We start from the raw sequence: 20,047 nt of genomic DNA, 5'->3' as shown, positions 1-20,047 counted from the left end.
CGCGCGCCGCTCGGTCCGGTGCTGGCGGACCGGGCGCCGGGCACTGCCTGGATGAGTGAGTCTGAGCTTGATCAGTGGTCGTAGGCGATCAGGGATCGGGTGCTGCGTTGGCCGGTGGCGGGGTCGTGCCGGATCGCGGCGGTGAGGGCGAGCGGTCGTTGTGCGACACGGCCACGGTGTGATTCGAGATCGAGTTGGCCGTTGAGGGTGTCGTTGACCGATTCGATCAGTTGCCGGACCGGCTTGAGCAGGTGCGGGGTTCGGTTGCGGTAGGACGGTTGCAGCAGCCGGGCCGGGGTGCAGATCAGGCGCAGGCCCAGAAGAAGCGGGAGTGGCGGCGGTAGCCGTAACCGGCCCTGCCGGGCAGGTAAGGGAACGCGTCGGGCAGGTGGCGGGGCACACACCGCAACCATCGGGCCTCCGAGCGCACAACCCAGCAGCACCCGCGCGACCGCCGGCGCCAGCAGTTCAGCATCCGGCAGCCGGGGTGGCCTGCCGACACGAGCGGGCTTACCGAGGTGGTCACCGATCTCGACCTACAGTGCGGCCAGAAGGGTGTTCGGGCCGGCGTCACAAACTGATCTTGACCACCCTCCCCCCATCCCCGGACACTGCCCAGACTTGGACTCGCTCATCTAGAGGACCAGGTCCGCCGGCCCGCCGACCTCCTTCGCGGTCGTCGCCGATTCCCGCTGGGCCAGCGGGTCGGCGTCGGTGAGGATGCCGAACGACAGACCGGTCAGGCTCTCGATGCGCCGGACCGGCACCTGGAACGTGCGGTAGGCGCCGTAGGAGAACTCCGCTGGCGCCGCCTCCAGCCCCTCCAGCAGCTGCTCCTGGCTGAGCAGGTAGCCGGTGGCCGACAGGCTGCCGTCCTGCCGGACCATCGCCACCACCTTGAAGTACTGCCGCGGCAGCCGGACGCCCCGGTACTGGTCGTCGTCGGCGGCCAGGACCGGGCCGGTGACGACGCTGACCCGCAGGTCCCGGTTGTCGGCGTTCTCCAGGACGTAGTCCTCCAGCCCCGCCCACGTGCTCCGGTTCTGGTTGAAGTCCTCGTGCTGGGGCGTGCAGTTGGTGAAGTGGAACGTGTCATCGTTGGCCGCCTTCGCCGCCTCACGCGACGGGCCCCACGCCGGGTCGAGCCTGCGGACGAGGTGACCGCGGTCGAGCGGGTTGTCCTCGTAGACCCGCTCGCCGGTCTGCTCCTCCTCCGCCACCCGCGGGTCGAGCGACCACTTGTCCTTCTCCCGGCGCAGCCGCACGCTCGTGGTGCCGTCGATGTTGACGGCCGTGAAGAACGCGAGCCGGCGCTGCTTGTTCAGCACCACGCTGAAGTGGTGGTAGGGCAGCACGTACCTGGGCTCGCTCGTGGCCTGCCGGTTCACCGCCGCCAGCGGCACGAGGTCCGGCGACAACGCGGGCAGCGGAATCCGGTGCCCGGCCAGGAAATCCGGGTCGTAGCCGCCCCGGTTGGCGTAGTCCGGGTCGATGCGGATCGCCTCGGTGACCGGGGCGACGACCACCGGGGACGGCTCGCCGAACACCCCGGCCAGCAGCGCCTGCTGCTCGGGCGGGAAGGCGCGGGCGCGCAGGGCGGCCAGCAGGCGGCTGACGCGGACACCCTCGTTGACCACGCCGCCCAGCTCGCCGTGCCGCGGCGCGCGGACGCTCGCGTGGTGCAGCGCCACGACCTCCCACTGGTCGTTGAAGACCGGCGAGCCCGACGAACCGGGCTCGGTGTCGGTCTCGTAGTGCAGGAAACGCTCCAGCACGTCGACGATCCGGTTCTCCCGCAACGCGATCTGCTTCCGCTCCCCGTTCGGGTGCTGCACGATCGTCACGTAATCGCCGATGATCGCCTTGCCCTCGGCCTCGACGAGCCGGTTGAAGCCGAACGGCGCCAGCGCCGCGACGGCGGCCCGGACCGCGACGAGCGCGAAGTCGAGGCCCTGGTCGGCGGCGAAGAACCGCCGTGGATCGAGGGCGAACAGCTTCACCGGCAGCGGCAGGCCGTCCGGGCCGTCCTGGTAGTCGAACTCCACGACGCTGCACGCGGCGGTCGCGGCGTCGCCGAGCACGTGGTGGTTGGTCAGCAACAGCTCCGGCGACACCAGCGACCCGGTGCCGTAGCCGCGCAGCCGGCCGCGGTCGTCGCGGATGGAGATGCGGCCGACCGCCTTCGCCGCGCGCACCCCGCCCTCCAGGTAGCCGACGCCGAGCAGGTCGTCGGTGCGGATGATCCGCTCCAGCACGGTGCCCGCGTCGCGCAGCGCGTCCTCCTCGCCGCGCGCGATCGCCCCGGGGTTGACCGGGCGGACGTCCGGGCGGGACCGGCTCAGCCGGTCGATGCGGGTGGCGACCCGGCCCGGCTCGTCGGCTCGCGCGAGCCCGAACGGCTCGGCCAGGATGGCGATCTTGCGCTGCCGATCGTCCTCGCGCTCGTGCACACGCTTCTCGACCGCGTCGCGGTCCGGATAGGACGCCATGTCAGCGGTCCGTCGGAATCGCGACTTCGCCGTCCTCGCCGATGAGCCGGTCGAGGACCGCGTCCGGCATCCACACCCGGTGCGGGTAGTTCTCGCCCCACGAGTTGAGGATCGGCACGGCGTTCAGCTCGTCGGCGCGCGGGTTGGCCAGCACCTGGTGCACCTCGGCGGCCGAGGTGGCCCAGCGGAACGCGAGGATGCCGTCCGACACGTCCGGCTCGTAGCCGGCGCGTTCACCCGAGTCGTCGTCACCGAACACCGGGTCCCAGTCGACGTGGCCGGCCGAGACGAGCACCTCGGCGGCGGCGCGGACGGAGGTGCCGTCGTCGTCGCCGGGGTTGGTCTGCGGCCACTCGTCGCGTTCCTTCGCGCGGTCCCACAGCCAGCGCGCGGCGTAGAGGCCCTTGTTCAGCAGGGTCATGCAGCGCGACCAGCCGAAACCGACGCACGCGCCCTCGCGGCCCTGGTCGTAGAAGCGGTACCAGTCGTCGGTGTCCGGCTCGCCGCCCGGCTCCAGGCAGACGCAGTGCCCGCCCCGGATCGGGCCGAGATCGCCCCGGTGGCCGATGAAGATCTCCCCGGACCGCTCGTCGCGCTCCGGCTCGTCGAACGCCGCGTACCAGTTCACCCCGATCACCACGGGCACGGCGCTGGGACGGTCCACCTCCGGCAGCGCCGAAATCGGGTAGGTCTCCAGGTGGCGCCAGTCGTCCGGGATGTAGCGGCCGAGCCGCCCGTCCAGGGGATCGCTGCCGATGGGGCGATAACGCATGATCACTCCCGCGGGTGAGTCCGGAGGGCCTCGCCCTGGAGTCGCAGCCGGGGCGCAGAAGTTACTTGATCCGTGTTTCGTTGCCGCTGCTACGCTTCCGCGCGTGCAGGAGGACGGGCCGGTCGTCGACATCTACACCGACGGGGCGTGCAGCGGGAACCCCGGGCCCGGCGGGTGGGGCGCCGTGCTGCGCTACGGCCGGCACGAGAAGGAACTCTACGGCGGCGAGCCCGGCACCACGACCAACAACCGCATGGAACTGATGGCGCCGATCCGCGCACTGGAAGCCCTGACGCGGCCCTCGGTGGTGCGGGTGTACACGGACTCCAGTTACGTCCGCAACGGCGTCACGCAGTGGATGCCCCGCTGGAAGACGAACGGCTGGCAGACCGCGAGCCGCGAACCCGTGAAGAACGCCGACCTGTGGCAACGCCTCGACGCGGCGATCGGCGCGCACGAGGTGCAATGGCACTGGGTGAAGGGCCACGCGGGGCACCCGGAGAACGAACGAGCGGACCGGCTGGCGGTGAAGGGCGCGAAGGAAGCCGCACGGCGCGGGTGAGGGTAGGGGCCGGGCCGGAGGCCGGAGGCGGGAGGTGGGAGGCGGGAGGCCGCCGCAGGCGGGAGGCCGCCGCAGGCCGCAGGCCGCCGCAGGCCGCAGGCCGCAGGCCGCAGGCCGCAGGCCGCAGGCCGCAGGCCGCAGGCCGCAGGCCGCAGGCCGCAGGCCGCAGGCCGCAGGCCGCAGGCCGCAGGCCGCAGGCCGCAGGCCGCAGGCCGCAGGCCGCCGCAGGCCGCCGCAGGCCGCAGGCCGCCGCAGGCCGCAGGCCGCCGCAGGCCGCAGGCCGCAGGCCGCCGCAGGCCGCAGGCCGCAGGCCGCCGCAGGCCGCAGGCCGCCGCAGGCCGCCGCAGGCCGCAGGCCGCCGCAGGCCGCAGGCCGCAGGCCGCCGCAGGCCGCAGGCCGCCGGAGGGCCGGAGGTGGAGGCCGCACGCCGGGGGTGGAGGCCACAGGCGCAGGCCGCCGGAGGGTCGGAGAAGGCCGCAGAGGGTGGAGGCGGTCAGCGCCGGCCGGGCCAGAGGCCTACGGCGCCGCGAAGCCGATGGGCCGAGGGCGGCCGGAGGCGCGCCAAGGGTGCGCAGAGGCGAGGGGCGGCCAAGGAGGCTGACCGGATGCGGCCCGAGGCCGCAAGCGGAGCGGGCCAGCTCGCGGCCGAGGCGAAACCCCGGCAGGCGCGCTCTCACCTCAGGAGGAGGCCGAGGCCGAGACCCGGCAGGCCAGGCCGAAGGCCGAAGCGAAACCTCGCAGGCCAGCGCCCTCCTCGGCAGGAGGCCGAGACGACACCCGGCAGGCCAGGCCAGGCCGTGCCCGAGGCGAAAGCCCGGCAGGCTTGCGCCCTCCTCGGCAGGAGACCAAGGCCGGGCGAGCCCTGGCCGACCGCGCCTGGCCGGAGGCCGGGCGAGCCCTGGCCGGCCGCGCCTGGCCGAGTGCCTCAGGCTGAGGCTGCCCGGAAGCGGTCCGCCAGCCGGAGGGCCGACATGCCCAGCTCGGCGGGGAAGGCGGGCGCCGGTGGGCTCGTCAGGCGCTTCAGCTCCGGCTCGGTGTAGCGGACGCACTGGCGGTGCCACTCGAGGATGCCGGACATCCAGTCCTTCAGCTCGTCTGCGTGCCGGATGAGCGCGTCGCGGGCTGGGGGGTCCAGTTCGGCATCCTCGAAGAGCTGGGGCAGGTCCGCGGCCAGGATGTGCTCGAACTGCCGCATCCGCGCCGTCATCAGGTCGTTCACCACGTCCCGCGCGGCGAGCCGGTCCAGGCCCAGGAAGTGTTCCACCACCAGCACCATGTTGTGCAGCTCGCCCTCGAACTCGATCTCCTTCTGGTAGGAGAACAGGTCGTTCACGAAGCACGCGTAGTCCTGCGCCGCGGTCTCCAGCTCGCGCAACGTCCGCGTGCCGAACAGCTCCGGCGGCACCGCCGTGAGATGGGTGATCCGGGACAGGCTCATGGTCATGTCCGACCCGAACGTCCGCCGCCGCATCTCGACGTAGTCGATCGGGTCCGGGATGCGGTTCTGCGCCTGGTTCGCCAGCTCCCACACCCAGCTCGCGGTCATGTCCTCCACGGCCTTCCGGAACACCCGCCGCGCGTCGACGCCCAGCGGGGTCGCCGTGCGGCGCCACAGGTCCTGCAGACCGCGCTCCAGCGGAGTCAACGGCTCCGGCGTCTCCCCCGCGTCCAGCGGCATGAACAGCGACAACCGGTCGTTGGACGCTTTCGCCGCGGGCACGTTGCGGCCCGCCCCGAACACCGCCGGGAAGTAGTCGTCGCCGTAGGTGCCCCACGCCAGCCACGCCGTGGACAGGTGCAGCTGCTCCGGATCGGCGTCGGCGTGGATCATCGACGCGCAGTGCGCCAGGTCGATCCCGCGCAACCGCTCCTCGTCCCACACTCCCCCGGCCTCCACGCCCGGCACCGAGTCGTAGAAACCCATCTCCCGGCACCAGTGCACGTTGTGCTCCCGCGCCTCCTCCAGGTGCGGGCTCATCCGGAAGGCGTAGGGCATGTAGATCTCGGGCAGCGGCAGGTGCCCGACCTTGGTGAACGGCACGTGGTCGCGTTGCCGCGTCCGGGTGCGCAGGACCGGCCCGGGCGTGAGCCGGCTGGGGCCGCCGCCGGCCGCGCCCTCGTTCATGTACCGGCTGGACCGCGCGTGCCACTCGTGCCCGCCGGACTGCCAGTCCTGCAAACCCTTCACGTAGGCGCCGACGGCGATCTGCTCGTGCGGCAGTGCGGCGTGTTCGGCGAGCAGGGCGGGCACGTCGACCAGGGCCGTGTCCTCGAACTGCTGCAGCCGCGAGGTCAGCAGCTCGTTCACCAATTCGGCGGCCTCCTGGGTGGAGCAGCCGAGGAACCGTTCGAGCACCAGCACGGCGTTGGAGTTCTCGCCCTCCTCCTGCACCTCGCGCTGGTAGGAGAACAGGTCGTTGCGCAGGTGCACGGCGTCGGCGAACGTGTCGGACAGGACCTCGATCGGCCGCGTCCCCGCCAGCCGGTCCGGCACCTCGGCCCGCACGGCGTACTCGACCAGGTTCGCCGACCACGGCGCCCCGCCGACCCGCCGCCGCATCTGGATGTACTCGATGGGGTTGGCGACGCGGCCCAGGTCGATGTTCGCCAGCTCCCACATCGACTCGACCATCAGGTTGCGGGTGCTCAGCGTGAACCGGCGCCGCCACCCCTCCGACATCGCCGGGATCGTGCGCTCCCACAGGTCCTTCAGCCCGGCCTCGGCGGGGTTCTCCGGCTCCGGCGGCTCCTGGCCGGGCGCGGTCATGAACAGCTCGAGCCGGTCCAGGTACTCCTTCGCGCCCACCATGTCGCGCGAGTACTTGAACTGCTCGAGGAAGTGGTCGTCGAAGAAGAACACCCAGACGTACCAGTCGGTGATCAGATCGAGTGCCGGCCCCGCACAGTCCGGATGCGTGTAGGCGCACATGAGGGCGTAGTCCATCTCGGCCAGCGCGGACTCCGTCCACACCACACCCCCGCCGGGTTTGGGCGCGTCGAGCATGCCCATGCGGCGCGCCCAGTCCATGCTGTGCGCGCGGGTGCCCTCCAGGTTCGGGTTGAGCCTGGCCGGATAGGGGACGTAGAACTCGGGCAGAGTGAAGGCCTGCATGCCTTCGACAGTGTCATTCCCGGGCCGGCGGCGGCAACAGCCAGGTGAGCGATCCCAGGCCCTGTTCGGATGACGCGGGCAGAACACCCTCAGTTGCCTTGATGTCCTCTTCGGACAGTCTCAGTTTCATTAGTGACGACCAGGGGATTGTCCGAAGATTCCGGGAGACTTCGAAATCCGGGAGGCGGCGGGACTGGGCCGTTCGAGCGATTTCACGCGAAACGAGAACACCAATGGAGTGATGTGACAAATATTTCCAGCCGTGGAACCCGACTACTGGTGGACCGATTCGCAGGGGAAGCGCAGACCGGGCTACAAGAAGAAGGGCGGCGCGGCTATCGCGGCGGTGGCGCTGGGCGCCGCCGTGGCGGGCGGCGCGGGCCTGACGACCGGCGGCGGTACCGCGGGCGGCACCGCGACCTCGGCGCACGGCAAGCCGGCCGGCAAGGACGCCGCCCGCAAGGGACAGCGCGATCAGGCCTGGACCCGCCTGGGCCTGCGCCAGCTGAAACAGGTCGCCCGCGCCGAACTGACCTGCGGCGCACACTCCTACGGTCAGGTGCGGCAGTTCTTCCGGAAGCACCCGTGCCGCAAGCTGGACCGGCTCCTCCTCGCGATCGGCGACGCGCACGGCAACACCGTCGTGGTGTCGATCGCGTGGGTGCGGATGCCCAGCGCGGGCACCGCGGCCGACCTCAAGGAGCTGGCCGACACCGACGGCACGGGCAACGTCGAGCCCCTCGCGGCCGGCGCGCTCGGCCTCGCCGGCGTGGAGTTCACCGGGCAGTACTACGGCTCGCGGCGCAGCGGCTCGCTCGTCGTCATCGCCGAGGCCGCGCCCGGCGGCGGACACCCGGACCCCGCGACGATGGACGACGCGGCCGAGGTCGCCGCCGAGTTCCCGCCTCCCTAGCGGCGCTCGAGGATGCCGCGGATGAACGCGGCCTGGCCGGCGTGCTGCAGGTCGTCGGACAGGATGCTCACCAGCCGGACCCCGAGGGTCACCGGCGGGTCCCACGCCTCGTCGACCACCTGGTCCAGCTGCGACTCGCGCAGGCCGCCCAGCCACGAGACCGTCGAGTCGTGCACGGCGTCGTGGTAGCCGGCGAGCAGTTTGGCCTCCGCGCGCACGGCGGCCACGTCCTTCGAGCGGTGGCCGTAGCCCGTCGCCCCCGGTCCGAACGGCAGGCCGAACCGCTCGTGCCAGCCCTCCTCGGTCCACACCTGCGGCGTGCCGGCCAGGTCCGCGATGTGGTCGTCCTGCACGCGCGTGAGATGCCAGACCAGCCACGCGATCGAGTTGGCGCCCTCGTCGAGACGCTGCGCGAGCTGGTCCTCGGTCAGCCCGTCGACGGCCTCGTGCACGACCTCCTGGACGCGGTCGAACCCGTCGATCACCAAGTCCGCAACAGTCATGCCCCCACGCTAACCGCGATCGACGAGTCCCGCCGCGACGAGCTGGACCGTCACGAGCACCGCGATCGCCTCGGCCGCCAGCAACCCGATCAGGACCAGCACCTGCGTCACCCCGGCCTGCACCGGGCTGGCCCCGCCGAGCAGCACACCGACGTAGGCGCCGGGCAGGGTCACCAGGCCGACCGTGCGGGTCTGGTCGAGCGCGGGGATGAGCGCCTGGCCGGCGGTGGGGCGGCAGATCTCCAGCGCGGCGGCGCGCGGCAGGAAGCCGAGGGCGAGGGCGGCTTCGTACTCGCCGTGCCGGGTGGACAGCTCGTCGAGGGCGCGGCGAGCGGCCTGGGAGGTCGCGCTCATCGTGCCGCCGATGACGATCCCGGCGATCGGCACGACCGCGATCGGCTCCAGGGGCACCACGCCGGACCCGAGCACGAGCGCGAGCACCGGCAGGACACCACCGGCCAGGGCGACGGCGATCCACGGCAGGCGGCCCAGCGGTAGCCCGACGCGCCGGGCCGAGGTGACCGCGGCGACGGTGAACATGAGCAGCACGAACAGGCCGGTCCACCACCCCGACCGGAGCACGGCGGTGATCAGCAGCGACACCGCGGCCAGCTGGGCGACCGCGCGGCCGGCCGCGGTCACGACCGCCCACCCGGGCCCGAGCCGCCCGAGCCACACGGCGAGCGCGCCGGCCGCGACGAGCACGGCGAGGACGACGGCCAGCATCGGGCCGGCCTGCAGGGTCGCTCCGCTCACGAGGTTGATCGTGCCGCACGGCGGGCAGTGGCCGCCGGATGAGGGACGGGATCGGAATCGCGGCGCACGTGCGGGGGTGGCTTCCGGGCGGGCGCTGGGTCACGGCGACGCGGGCCGGGACTGCAGCACTCCGGGCCAGCTAGCTGTTGCGGGTCATGACGTTGGTGTCGGCTGCGGGGGCTTGAGACGAGGGGACGGGTCTTTCGGCGGCAGGATGAGAAGTGCGACCCACTCATCCGCCGAGAGAAAGACCCGTCCATGCACCACCGTAATGCCCCGCTGTCCGTCGAGGGCCGTCGCCGGCTCGTGCAGCGTTGCCAGACCCGCCCGATCGCCCATGTCGCCGCCGAGATGGGCATCTCGCGGCAATGCGCCTCCAAGTGGGTCAACCGCTGGCGCCGCTACGGTGAGACCGGTCTGCTCGACCGCCCGAGCGTGCCGCACCGCCATCCCACCGCCACCCCAGCCGAGGTCGTGGCCCGGATCGAGCAGCTACGGCGACAGCGGAAATGGTCCGCCCGTCGCATCGCCACCGAGCTGGCCGCCGAAGGCGTGACCATCTCGGTTCGCACCGTCGGCCGCCACCTGCTGCAGCTGGGTCTCAACCGGCGCCGGTTCCTCGATCCCACCGGCGCCACCAACCGGGCGCCCCAGCGGATCATCGCCCGCTGGCCCGGGCACATGGTCCACCTGGATGTGAAGAAGACCGGCCAGATCCCCGACGGCGGCGGCTGGCGCGTCCACGGCAAGGGCAGCGACCAGGACCGTCTGGTCGCCCGCGGCAAGACCCGCGGTCAGCGGGCCCGCTACACCTACCTGCACTCCGCCATCGACGGCTACTCCCGCCTGGCCTACACCGAAGCCCTGCCCGACGAGAAGGCCCGCACGGCGATCGGGTTCGTCCACCGCGCGCGGGCGTTCTTCGCCCGCCACGGCTTCACCCACATCCACCGCCTGGTCACCGACAACGGCTCCTGTTACCGCGCCCGCGACTTCGCCACCGTCCTACGCGGCGCCCGCCACCAGCGGATCACGCCCTACACCCCACGCCACAACGGCAAGGTCGAGCGCTACAACCGGATCCTGGCCGAAGAGTTCCTCTACGCCCGGGTCTGGACCAGCGAGCAGGAACGCACCGAGGCGTTAGCGATCTGGAACATCCACTACAACTACCATCGACCACACACTGCTGCCGGAGATCAGCCACCCGCGACCCGGCTCCACACCGGCGTCACCAATGTCACGGCCTCATACAGCTAGCGTCTCGGCGGCTCCGGGGAGGGGGCGGCTCGCGCTGGGGCCTGGTGGCGCTGAGTCACCGCAGAGCCGGCGCGGCGAGGGCCGGAGTGCGGCCACAGCCCTGCTGCCCATGGATGAGCGAGAGCGCCAAGCCACACTGATCCAAGGCGCTGTGAGTGCCCCGGTGGCCCCGACTGCGCCAGGGCCCGGCTCGCGCTGGGCCTTGGCGGCGCTGGGGCACCGCAGGGCAGGTGCGGCGCGGGCCGGAATGCGGCGCAGCCCCACCGCCCATGGATGAGCGAGATCACGCGTCCGGAACGGTCGAAGGCTCACCGGCCCCGACAACAGCGCGGGCCGGCTCGCCCCAGGCCCCAGCGGGACTGAGCCACCGCAGGGCAGGCACGGCGCCCGCGGCCGCAATGCGACCGCAGCCCAACCGCCTACGGACGAGGGAGAGCACCAAACGGCACGGAACGGTCGAATGCTCGGCAGCCCCGAGAGCAGCGCGGGCGCCGCTCGCCCCGGCCCCGGCGGTGCCGCCGCCACCCCCGGCGGGACGACGGCGGATCAGGTGAAGTCAGGGCGGCGACGTCAGGGCAGCGACTTCGAGCAGCGCACCATGCCCTGCGGCGTGGACACGGATCGCTCGCTGACGACGACGCCGTCCACGATGATCCGGCACGTCAGGGTGCCGCCGCCGGCGTTCTGCGCCGTCAGGCTGACGTACTGCTCCGCCCCCTGCGCCCCGGTCCGCTGCAGCGACACCGACCACGGCGTGTCCGTCTCCAGGACCTGCGCGATGCCCGACCCCTGCGCCACGTACGTCACGTTCAGCGCGCCCGCGCCACCGGCCAGCTCGTACGTCACGGCGTAGGACACCTGCGGCACCGGCGCGACCGGCGCCACCACCGGCGCACTGGCCCCGCTCAGCGAACCCACCGACGGGTCGGCGGACCGGTGCCCGGCGACGAGCAGCGAGGTGAGGCCGACCGTCAGGACCACTCCGAGCGCGGCGAACACCGCCATCGAACTGGCCAGCGGCCGCCGCGGTCCCGGGCCTGGGCCCGCGGTGGGAACAACACCCATGGCGTCGTCTTCTCTCGGCTCACCGCGCTTCCACCGAGCGCGTCAACCATTCCTCGCAAGCCGAGCGTCAATCGTTACCTTCCGGGAACCTGACCATCCGCTTTTCACCCGCTTGGGGTAGCGCGAACCGCTGACCTGCGGCTTCTACTCGCTCGTATCGTCCACACCGCCGGTTTCGACCGCCACGATCCCGGGCTGCTCGGCCAGTGTGGCGAGCAGGTCGTCGACGCGCCGCGGCCCGAGCAGGCGCATCCGCAGGTCGATCACCCGGCCGGTGTCGCGGCGGGCGGACAGCGCCTGCTCCACCGAATAGCCCGCGCGGGTCGCCAGCTCGAGGATCCGTCGCAGGACCCCCTCGCCGTCGCGGTAGGCCAGCCGCACCGTCGTCGTCGCCGGGCTCCGCCGCGTCAGCAGCCGCACCAGCGGCGGGTAGCCGTAGACCACCACGAAGTGCGCCGCCGTGACGACCAGCGCGAGCAGCGGCAGCCCGGCCGCGCAGGCGCATCCGACCGCGACGCTCATCCACACCACCGCGGCGGTGGTCAGGCCGCGCACCACGTCGCGGCGCACGAAGATCAGCCCGCCGCCGATGAACCCGATCCCGGACACGATCTGCGCCGCCACCCGCGACGGGTCCAGCACGATCCGCCCCGGCGCGAGCACGTCGGTGAACCCGTACTTGCTCACCAGGAGGAACAGCGCCGCCCCCACCCCGACCAGGGTGTGCGTGCGCAGCCCGGCGCTCTTCTGCTTCAGTTCGCGTTCCAGGCCGATCAGCGAGCACAGCACCAGCGCGAGCACGAGTTCGCCGACCTGCTGCCAGCCCTGGCCCGAGGGTTCGGACAACACCCGGCCAGGCTAGTGCCCGCTCTCCCGCTGACGCTCGGCCAGAAAGTGCGTTATGTCCTTTGTGGAGGGATAGAGTTCACGGTAGCGCGGGTAGAACCGGTCATAGACGTCCACCGCGGCAGGATCCGGGCGCACCGTGCTCGCCACCGGGTTCCAGCGCGCGATGTCCGGTTCCGCGCCGATCGCGACGGCCGCCAGGAACGCGTCGCCGAACGCCGCGCCGATCGTCTCGGCGGGCACCTGCTGGTCGGCGCCGGTCACGTCGCTGACGATCTGCGTCCACAGCCCGCCCTGCGTGCCGCCGCCGACCGCGACCAGGCGCCGCGCCACACCGCCCGAGTCGCGCATCGCCTCCAGGTTGTGCCGCACCCCGTAGGCGATGCCCTCCAGCGCCGCCCGGTAGATCTCGCCGATGCCGTGCGAGGTGGTCAGCCCGGCCAGCACCCCGCGCGCGTCCGGGTCGAACAGCGGCGTGCGTTCCCCCGCGAAGTACGGCAGCATCAGCAGTCCGCGGCTGCCCGGCGACACCTTCGCGGCCTCGTCGACGAGCGTGGCGAAGTCGCCGCCGACGAGACGGCGCAGCCAGTCGGTGATCGCGCCGGAGGTGGCCATCCCGGCGGCGAGCGAGTACGTGCCGGGGAACGCTCCGCACGTGGTCCACAGGCCGGTGTGCGGGCGCGGGTCGGCGAGCACCTGGATCAGGAACATCGTGGTGCCGTACATGACCATGGTGTCGCCGGGCTCGCTCACGCCGACGCTGGCGGCCTCGGCCCACGCGTCGACCGTGCCCGCGGTGACCGGAAGCCCCTGCGGCAGGCCGGTTTCCGCCGCCGCGGCCGCGCTCACGGTGGCGGCCACCTCGGTCGGCCACACCAGCCGCGGCATCTCGACCCCGGGCGCGCACAGGGCCGCCCAGTCCGCGGCCCAGTCCCCGGCGCGCAGGTCGTACATCGGGTCGCACTGGCTGGCCGAGTGGTGGTCCAGGACGTACTCGCCGGTCAGCCGGTGCACCAGGTAGGAACTGCACATCAGGAACAGCCGGGTCCGCCGGAACACCTCCGGCTCGTGCCGCGCGAGCCAGCGCCACTTCGGGCCGACCGCCTGCGACGACAACGCCGTCCCGGCGCGTTCCACAATGGACTCCGCGCCGAGTTCCGCGGTCAGCTCCTCGATCTCCCGCGAGGCGCGGGTGTCCACGCCGTACAGGATGGCCGGCCGCAGCGGCGCTCCGCCGGAGTCGGCGGGCAGCAGCACCGGGCCGATACCGCTCACCGCCAGCGCGGCGAGCTTCCGGTCGCCCGCGGCGGCGACCAGCTCACGGGTCAGCGCGAGGAAGTCCTGCCACCACACCGTTTCCGCGTCGTGCTCGACCCAGCCGGGGTGCGGGTGGGAGGTCTCGTGCGCCCGGGACGCGCGGGCGACGATCTCCCCGTCGCGGGTGACCAGGACGCCCTTCGAGCTGGACGTCCCGATGTCGATGCCGAGCAGCAGGTCAGCCACGGGACCACTCGTGCACTTCGACGCCGAGCAGGCCGGCCGCGGCGCGCAGCTCGGCGCGGTGGTCGCCGGGGATCGCGTGGATGTGGTTGGCCCCGAACTCGGACAGGAACGTCTCGGCGGGCGCGTCCAGCCGGGCCCAGGCGTGCGGCCACTCGGGGGTGGACTGGCGCATCAGCGCGTCGTTGGTCTCGTCGTCGTAGTTCTCGAACTCGCCCAGCATCAGCTGCAGACGGTACTCCCCCGCCCGCCGGGTGAGCCGCCCCAGTGTCATCTGCCCGGGCGCGGCGATGTGCTGCACGGACGCCCCGCCTGCCGGGAAGAAGAAGACCTCCGGGTAGAAGTGGACCTTGCGCAGGTTCTCCGCCGGGTCGTCGCTGCGCGCGGCGTACCAGGTGGCGTGCTGGCCGGAATTGCACAGGTCCCAGATGTCGCGATCGGCGTGGTAGTGGCGCACGTCGGCGAACAGCACCGGGTCGCCGGAGATCTCGTGCATGAGCTGCATGGTCAGCGCGCCGTCCATGTCCGCCTCGGTGGCGGTGACGTGCACCGGCTTGGGGCCGTTCCAATCGTAGGGGTCGTTGAGGAAGGCCTCGGTGACGTCCATCGTGGCGAAGTGCTCGGTCAGCTCGGGCTGGCCCTTGATACCGGAGAAGTCCAGCTTGCGCTCGTCGATGATGTCCCGGATCGCCAGGTACGACCGGATCTGCCGCTCCAGCAGCTCGGGCGTGAGCTTCCGCCCGTCGTAGTGGACGCCGCCCGCGTGCTCCTCGATCCACCGGCGCGCCTTGGCCGCCTCGCCCACGTCGGCCTTCTCCGCGCGCAGCACCAGCTCGTACTGGTCGATCTCCTCGACGTCGACGCCGAACTGGCGCATCCACTGGTCGGTGTTGGCGACCGCGGTGTTCATGCCCATCGGGCGCCCGCCGAAGCGGCCGAAGGTCGACCCGCGCAGCGACGCGACCGCCGCCGCGGCCCGCGCGTGCGCGCCCACCCGCGCGGCCAGGTCCGCGTCGTCCGGCGCGCCCCACAGCCGGGTGTGGGCGCGGCCGATCTGGTCCAGCGCCCCGCCCGCGGCGAGCATGCCGACCAGGCCCGGTTCGGTGGGATCGGTGCTCGCGACCAGGATCAGCGGGCTGCGGGTGGCGTCCGCGGCGAGCATCGTGAAGTGCGGGAAGCTCCACACCGCGTAGTAGAAGATCGTGACGTCCACCCCGGCGGCGGCGACCTCGCGCGCCACCGACGTGGCCAGCGTGTTGGTGGCGACCAGGTCACTGCCCGCGACCACCTCGTGCCCGGCCGAGGCGAGCGACCGCACGAGCGCGTCCTGTTTGGACTGGAGGAACCGGGCGTTGCGCGCGTGCACATGGTCACGCCCGTCGGAAATGCTGATCACACCGATGCGGGCCACGCTGCCTCCTAGGGCGGGTAATCGATTACTCAAGACGCTATTCTGGAGCCCGGACGGTGTCAATACCACCACGGGTCCACCGCGTGAGCGGCACGGGAGACGGGAGGTCGCGGTGGCGACCATCAGCGATGTGGCGCGGCGCGCCGGGGTGTCCACGGCCACCGTGTCGCGGGCGCTGAACGGCGTGTCCACAGTGGATCCGGCGCTGGTCGTCCGGGTGCGCGCGGCCGCCGAGGAGCTGGGCTACCAGCCCAACGGGCTCGCCCGGAACCTGCGCCGCCAGGAGACCGCGGTCCTCGCGCTCATCATCTCCGATGTGGAGAACCCGTTCTTCACCGCGATCGCGCGGGGCGTCGAGGACGTGGCGCAGACGGCCGGTTACTCCGTGGTGCTGTGCAACTCCGACGAGAGCGCCGAGAAGGAGCGCCGCTACATCGACGTGGCGCTGCAGGAGCGGGTGGCCGGGGTGGTCATCTCGCCGACCGACGAGTGGGCCGGGGTGGAGATGCTGCTGGGGCGCGGCACGCCGGTGGTCGCGGTGGACCGGCCGCTGCGGGCGGGAACCGGCGACCAGGTGCTGGTCGACAGCCGAGCGGCGGCGCGGGCGGCGACCGAGCACCTGCTGGCGGCGGGTTACCGGCGGATCGGGTGCGTGACCGGGCCGAAGGGGGTGCGCACGGCGGACGACCGGCTCGCCGGGTACCGGGACGCGCTGGGGCGGCGCAGGCGGCGCGAGCGGCGGGCGGAGTACCGGGCGGCCGGCGGCGAGGCGGCGACGCGGGAACTGCTGGCCGCCGCGGAGCCGCCGGACGCGTTGCTGGTCGCCAACAGCGCGATGGCGATCGGCGTGCTGGAGACGCTGCGGGCGGAGGGCCTGCGGCTGGGGCGGGACGTCGGGGTGGTGGCCTTCGACGACGTCCCGTGGGCGACGCTCATCGACCCGCCGCTGACGGTGGTGGCGCAGCCGGCGTACGAGATCGGGGCGGAGGCCGCGAGGCTGCTGCTGGCCCGCATCGCCGACGGCTCGCTCCCCCCGACCGCGACGACGCTGGAGGCGCGGCTCATCGAGCGGGGCAGCAGCCACCGCGGGTGAGGGCGGTTCTTTCCGGGGGAGTCTTGGCGGGGCAACGCGGCGCCGGATCGGCCATCCCGGCGCCGCGAGCCGTAGCCGCCGCCCCACCCCGAGCCGGGCGGCGACCCGCGCTTCAGGAACCGCCGTTCAACTCCGCGTACGTGGCGGCCGCGTTCTCCTTCGTCACCAGCTTGGTCGGCAGGGTCTGCGTCTTCGGCACCTGACCGCAGTCCACCAGGATGGTCTTCGCCGCCGCGATCGCCTCCTTGCCGCCCGTCGGGTAGAGGAACGTCGCCGACAGACGGCCCGCCTCGACCGCCTTCAGGCCGCCCGATTCGATCGGCAGGCCGTCGATCCCGGTGATCGGCAGGTCGGGCCGTCCGGCGTTCGCGGCGGCGATCCGCGCGCCCTCGCCCATCGGGTCGTTGTGCGAGTAGATCGCCTGGATGTCGGGATTGGCCTTGAGGATCGCGTCGGCCTGCTGCTGGCCCTTGTCCCGCAGCCAGTCGCCGTCCTGCGCGGCCACGATCTCGATCCGCGAACCCTGGATGCCCTGCACGAACCCGTCGTGCCGCTCCCGCGCCGGGGTCGACCCGGCCAGCCCGCGCAGCTCGCCGATCTTGCCGCCACCGGGCAGCAGCACGTTCTTGAAGTACTCGCCGGCCTGCCGTCCGATGTCGACGTTGTCCGCGCCGATGAACGACGTGTAGGCGTCCCCGTCGACCTTGCGGTCCAGCACCAGCACCGGAATCCCCTTGTCGTAGGCGCGTTTCACCGGCGCAGTGAGCGGCGTCGCCTCGTTGGGGCTGATGATGAGCAGGTCGATCTGCTGGGTGAGGAAGTTGTCGACCTGCTCGACCTGCTTGGAGTTGTCCTGCGCGGCGTCGGCGAAGTTGACGGTGAACTGCGGCACCGACGCGGCCGCCGCGCGGATGTCGTCGTCCATCCGCTGCCGGTACGGTTCGGCGACGTTCGCCTGGCTCATCCCGATCGTGTACTGCCCGTCGGCGCCGCACCGCTCCGGCGCGCCCTGCGCACCGGTGCCGCTGCCGGAGTTCTCGTTCGTGGTGCCGCACGCCGCGAGCAGCAGGCACGCGCCCACCGCCGCCAGGCCACGGGACTTCCGCATGATTCTTCCCCTCTCGTCAGGAAACCGATGCCGGGCGCAGCCGTTGCAGCCCCGCGGCGAGCACGATGACCAGGCCGATCACGAGCAGCTGGACGTTGGAGTCCACGTTGTTCAGGCCCAGGATGTTGCGCAGCACGCCCACCAGCAGCGCGCCGGCCACCGTGCCGACCACCGAACCGCGCCCGCCCATCAGGCTGGTGCCGCCGATGACCACGGCGGCGATCGCGTCCAGTTCGTACATCGCGCCGTCGTTGGGGCCGCCGAAGTTGAGCTGCCCGGCGTGCACGATCCCGGCCAGCGCGGCCAGCAGCCCGCACAGGCCGAACACGACGATCTTGACCCGCTTGACCGGCACCCCGGACAGGCGCGCGGCCTTCTCGTTCCCGCCGATGGCGTAGACGTGCCGGGAGAACGCGCTGACCCGCAGCAGCACCACCGCCAGCGCGGCGACCACCAGGAAGATCAGCGCGGGGATCGGCACCAGCCCGTTGAACGTGCGCTCCCCCAGCAGCGAGAACGTCTCGGGCGCCTGGCCCGGCCCGTCGCCGTAGGTGATCGACACGCCCTGCCCGCCGGACCAGATCCGCGCCAGCCCGCGCGCGATCTGCATGCCGGCCAGGGTCACGATGAACGCCTGGATGCCGAACGAGGTGATCGCGAACCCCTGCAGCAGGCCGAACCCGAGCCCGATCGCGAGCACCGTGAGCACCGCGGGCACCAGGCCGAGGTCGTTCTCGGTGAGCAGCACCGCCGAGCCGACGCTGGCCAGGCCGAGCACCGACCCGACGGACAGGTCGATGCCGCCGATGAGGATCACCAGCGTCATCCCGACGGCGAGGATCCCGATCTCCGACATCGAACGCACGACGTTGAACAGGTTGCCCGAGTCCAGGAACACCAGCTCGCCGTTCTTGCTCGGCGAGTACACCACCGCCGCGATGAACACCAGCACCAGGCCGAACAGGCTCTGGAACCGGAACAGCGTCGCCAGCAGGCCGCCGCCGGGGTGGGCCAGGTCCGGCAGCGCCTCCACCTTGGTCATGACGTCCCTTCCGCCACCAGGTCCTCGACGGCCCCCTCGCCCATCGAGAACGCCAGCAGCTCCGCTTCTCCCGCGCTCGCCGTGTCCAGTTCCCGCACGGCACGCCCGTCCCGCAGCACGACCACGCGGTGGCAGACGCCGATCAGCTCGGCCGGTTCCGACGACGCGAGCAGGACCCCCACGCCCCTGCTCGCCGCCTCGCCGAGCAGCCGGTAGATCTCGGCCTTCGCCCCGACGTCCACCCCGCGCGTCGGCTCGTCCAGCAGCAGCAGCGCCGGATCGGTGAGCAGGCCGCGCCCCAGCACGACCTTCTGCTGGTTGCCGCCGGACAGCGACCCCACCGGATCGCGCAGCGAGGAGAGTTTGACGCCGAGGCGGTCGACCATCTCCTTCGCCGCGCCGCGTTCCCGCCGACGGGGCACCACACCCGCCCGCGCGATGCGGTCCACAATGGACAGCACCGTGTTGGCGAGCACGGAGTGCTCCAGCGCCAGCCCGGCGATGCGCCGGTCCTCCGGCACGAACGCGATCCCCAGCCGCAGGGCGGCGCGCGGGCCGCGCGGGCGGATCTCCTCGCCGCGCAACAGAATCCGCCCGGACCAGCGTCCCCCGACGCCGTAGATGGTCTCGAGCAGCTCCGTGCGGCCGGCGCCGAGCAGCCCGGCCACGCCGACGATCTCGCCGCGCCCCACGGTCAGGCTGATCCCGGCCGGATCGCGCCGCCCGGGCCGGCGCGACGTCACGACCAGGTCTTCGACGCGCAGCAGCTCCTCCCCCGCCGCCGCGCCGTCACCGGTGCGGAACATCGATTCGACCGGCCTGCCGACCATCGCCTCGGACGCCTGCTGCGCGGTCATCGCCCGCGCGTCGAACTCCGCCACGACTTCGCCGTTGCGCAGCACGGTCGCCCGGTCGGCCACGCGGCCGATCTCGTCCATCCGGTGCGAGATGTAGACGACGCCGGCGCCGCCGCGGCGCAGTTCGGCGATGACGGCGAACAACCGGTCGATTTCCGGTGCGGACAACGCGGACGTCGGCTCGTCCATCACGATGATCCGCGCGTCCAGCGACAACGCCTTGGCGATCGTGACGAGCTGCTGCTCCCCGGTGCGCAGCTGCTCCACCGGGCGGCGCGGGTCGAGGGCGATGCCGATCCGGTCCAGCAGCCGCGCGGTTTCGCGCACCATCCGGCGGCGGTCGATCGTGCCCAGGCGGGTGCGCGGCTCGCGGCCCAGGAACACGTTCTCGGCGACCGGCAGGGCCGGGACGAGGTCGAGTTCCTGGTGGATCATCGCCACCCCGGCGCGCTGCGCGTCGGCGGGCCGGGCGAACTTCACGGGCACGCCGTCGATGCGGATTTCCCCGCGATAGCCGCCGACCTCACCGGAGAGAACCTTCATCAGAGTCGACTTGCCCGCGCCGTTTTCCCCGAGCAACGCGTGCACTTCCCCGGCACGGACAGTGAAATCGACGTCACGCACCGCGTGGACCCCGCCGTAGGACTTGCTCACCCCGGCCAGCTCGACCAGGGGCGACCGCGGGTCCGCGTCCATCTGGCCCCCTCGCCACGCTGCGAGAAATCGATTACTTGGCCGAACCTAGAGTGACCTGCGGC

The 20,047-nt window shown here is 72.4% G+C and carries 16 protein-coding genes and 1 pseudogene; 4 read left to right on the top strand and 13 right to left on the bottom strand.

What is annotated here, in order from left to right:
* Positions 1 to 71: 71 nt before the first annotated feature.
* The 3 genes and pseudogenes from L1857_RS16000 to L1857_RS15990 form a co-directional block, all read right to left on the bottom strand.
* Positions 72 to 530 (bottom strand): annotated as a pseudogene (locus L1857_RS16000) (hypothetical protein).
* A gap of 105 nt (positions 531 to 635) precedes the next feature.
* Positions 636 to 2,489 carry a DNA/RNA non-specific endonuclease gene (locus tag L1857_RS15995; protein ID WP_094006036.1) on the bottom strand — a complete coding sequence of 618 codons (1,854 nt, stop codon included), beginning with the start codon at positions 2,487 to 2,489 and terminating at the stop codon, positions 636 to 638.
* A 1-nt stretch (position 2,490) separates the two neighbouring features.
* Positions 2,491 to 3,261, bottom strand: a complete 771-nt coding sequence (locus L1857_RS15990) for a hypothetical protein (RefSeq protein ID WP_094006045.1) — start codon at positions 3,259 to 3,261, stop codon at positions 2,491 to 2,493.
* A gap of 103 nt (positions 3,262 to 3,364) precedes the next feature.
* Between L1857_RS15990 and rnhA the strand changes: the two genes are divergently transcribed.
* Positions 3,365 to 3,823, top strand: coding sequence for a ribonuclease HI (rnhA, locus tag L1857_RS15985; RefSeq protein WP_094006035.1), 459 nt, complete (start codon positions 3,365 to 3,367; stop codon positions 3,821 to 3,823).
* Between the two features lie 925 nt (positions 3,824 to 4,748).
* Here rnhA and L1857_RS15980 read toward each other — a convergent pair.
* Positions 4,749 to 6,935: a terpene synthase family protein gene (locus L1857_RS15980; RefSeq protein WP_116115480.1), complete on the bottom strand. Its 2,187-nt coding sequence runs from the start codon at positions 6,933 to 6,935 to the stop codon at positions 4,749 to 4,751.
* A 262-nt stretch (positions 6,936 to 7,197) separates the two neighbouring features.
* On the opposite strand from L1857_RS15980, the gene L1857_RS15975 reads away from it, so the two are divergent.
* A complete protein-coding gene (locus L1857_RS15975; RefSeq protein WP_249465466.1) occupies positions 7,198 to 7,848 on the top strand; it encodes a hypothetical protein in 651 nt (216 codons plus the stop codon).
* On the opposite strand, the gene L1857_RS15970 is transcribed toward L1857_RS15975, so the two are convergent.
* A complete protein-coding gene (locus L1857_RS15970; RefSeq protein ID WP_198958250.1) occupies positions 7,845 to 8,351 on the bottom strand; it encodes a mycothiol transferase in 507 nt (168 codons plus the stop codon). The two genes, L1857_RS15975 and L1857_RS15970, sit on opposite strands and share 4 nt — an antisense overlap.
* Positions 8,352 to 8,360: 9 nt before the next feature.
* Positions 8,361 to 9,077, bottom strand: coding sequence for an ABC transporter permease (locus L1857_RS15965; protein ID WP_094006034.1), 717 nt, complete (start codon positions 9,075 to 9,077; stop codon positions 8,361 to 8,363).
* Between the two features lie 288 nt (positions 9,078 to 9,365).
* Between L1857_RS15965 and L1857_RS15960 the strand changes: the two genes are divergently transcribed.
* Positions 9,366 to 10,367, top strand: coding sequence for an IS481 family transposase (locus L1857_RS15960; RefSeq protein ID WP_115945108.1), 1,002 nt, complete (start codon positions 9,366 to 9,368; stop codon positions 10,365 to 10,367).
* A gap of 570 nt (positions 10,368 to 10,937) precedes the next feature.
* Here L1857_RS15960 and L1857_RS15955 read toward each other — a convergent pair.
* From L1857_RS15955 to L1857_RS15940, 4 genes are all read right to left on the bottom strand, one after another.
* Positions 10,938 to 11,432, bottom strand: coding sequence for an MmpS family transport accessory protein (locus L1857_RS15955; protein WP_240323408.1), 495 nt, complete (start codon positions 11,430 to 11,432; stop codon positions 10,938 to 10,940).
* A 144-nt stretch (positions 11,433 to 11,576) separates the two neighbouring features.
* Positions 11,577 to 12,281: an MgtC/SapB family protein gene (locus L1857_RS15950; protein WP_094006024.1), complete on the bottom strand. Its 705-nt coding sequence runs from the start codon at positions 12,279 to 12,281 to the stop codon at positions 11,577 to 11,579.
* Positions 12,282 to 12,290: 9 nt separating this feature from the next.
* Positions 12,291 to 13,781, bottom strand: a complete 1,491-nt coding sequence (locus L1857_RS15945; protein ID WP_116114279.1) for an FGGY-family carbohydrate kinase — start codon at positions 13,779 to 13,781, stop codon at positions 12,291 to 12,293.
* Positions 13,774 to 15,189, bottom strand: coding sequence for an L-fucose/L-arabinose isomerase family protein (locus L1857_RS15940; protein ID WP_249465463.1), 1,416 nt, complete (start codon positions 15,187 to 15,189; stop codon positions 13,774 to 13,776). The genes L1857_RS15945 and L1857_RS15940 overlap by 8 nt, the downstream gene beginning before the upstream one ends.
* Before the next feature lie 112 nt (positions 15,190 to 15,301).
* On the opposite strand from L1857_RS15940, the gene L1857_RS15935 reads away from it, so the two are divergent.
* Positions 15,302 to 16,282 carry a LacI family DNA-binding transcriptional regulator gene (locus L1857_RS15935; protein WP_094006021.1) on the top strand — a complete coding sequence of 327 codons (981 nt, stop codon included), beginning with the start codon at positions 15,302 to 15,304 and terminating at the stop codon, positions 16,280 to 16,282.
* Positions 16,283 to 16,394: 112 nt separating this feature from the next.
* Here the strand turns inward: L1857_RS15935 and L1857_RS15930 are convergent, their stop codons facing one another.
* From L1857_RS15930 to L1857_RS15920, 3 genes are read right to left on the bottom strand one after another with little or no spacing between them, the layout of a single operon-like run.
* Positions 16,395 to 17,390, bottom strand: a complete 996-nt coding sequence (locus L1857_RS15930) for a substrate-binding domain-containing protein (protein ID WP_116114276.1) — start codon at positions 17,388 to 17,390, stop codon at positions 16,395 to 16,397.
* Between the two features lie 16 nt (positions 17,391 to 17,406).
* Positions 17,407 to 18,432: an ABC transporter permease gene (locus L1857_RS15925; protein WP_116114274.1), complete on the bottom strand. Its 1,026-nt coding sequence runs from the start codon at positions 18,430 to 18,432 to the stop codon at positions 17,407 to 17,409.
* Complete coding sequence (locus L1857_RS15920; protein ID WP_116114272.1) at positions 18,429 to 19,985, bottom strand: sugar ABC transporter ATP-binding protein; 1,557 nt, start codon at positions 19,983 to 19,985, stop codon at positions 18,429 to 18,431. Before L1857_RS15920 ends, L1857_RS15925 begins: the two co-directional genes overlap by 4 nt.
* Between the last annotated feature and the right edge of the window lie 62 nt (positions 19,986 to 20,047).

Source organism: Amycolatopsis thermalba, from assembly GCF_023376025.1.
GTDB lineage: Bacteria > Actinomycetota > Actinomycetes > Mycobacteriales > Pseudonocardiaceae > Amycolatopsis_E > Amycolatopsis_E thermalba.
This window is presented reverse-complemented; position numbering and strand designations above follow the sequence as displayed.

Bases quoted from the DNA above. Each gene is read 5' to 3' on its own strand.
- L1857_RS15960 (WP_115945108.1), top strand. From the start codon at position 9,366: ATGCACCACCGTAATGCCCCGCTGTCCGTCGAGGGCCGTCGCCGGCTC.
- L1857_RS15930 (WP_116114276.1), bottom strand. From the start codon at position 17,390: ATGCGGAAGTCCCGTGGCCTGGCGGCGGTGGGCGCGTGCCTGCTGCTC.
- L1857_RS15980 (WP_116115480.1), bottom strand. From the start codon at position 6,935: ATGCAGGCCTTCACTCTGCCCGAGTTCTACGTCCCCTATCCGGCCAGG.
- L1857_RS15970 (WP_198958250.1), bottom strand. From the start codon at position 8,351: ATGACTGTTGCGGACTTGGTGATCGACGGGTTCGACCGCGTCCAGGAG.
- L1857_RS15995 (WP_094006036.1), bottom strand. From the start codon at position 2,489: ATGGCGTCCTATCCGGACCGCGACGCGGTCGAGAAGCGTGTGCACGAG.
- L1857_RS15955 (WP_240323408.1), bottom strand. From the start codon at position 11,432: ATGGGTGTTGTTCCCACCGCGGGCCCAGGCCCGGGACCGCGGCGGCCG.
- L1857_RS15990 (WP_094006045.1), bottom strand. From the start codon at position 3,261: ATGCGTTATCGCCCCATCGGCAGCGATCCCCTGGACGGGCGGCTCGGC.
- L1857_RS15965 (WP_094006034.1), bottom strand. From the start codon at position 9,077: ATGCTGGCCGTCGTCCTCGCCGTGCTCGTCGCGGCCGGCGCGCTCGCC.
- L1857_RS15920 (WP_116114272.1), bottom strand. From the start codon at position 19,985: ATGGACGCGGACCCGCGGTCGCCCCTGGTCGAGCTGGCCGGGGTGAGC.
- L1857_RS15925 (WP_116114274.1), bottom strand. From the start codon at position 18,432: ATGACCAAGGTGGAGGCGCTGCCGGACCTGGCCCACCCCGGCGGCGGC.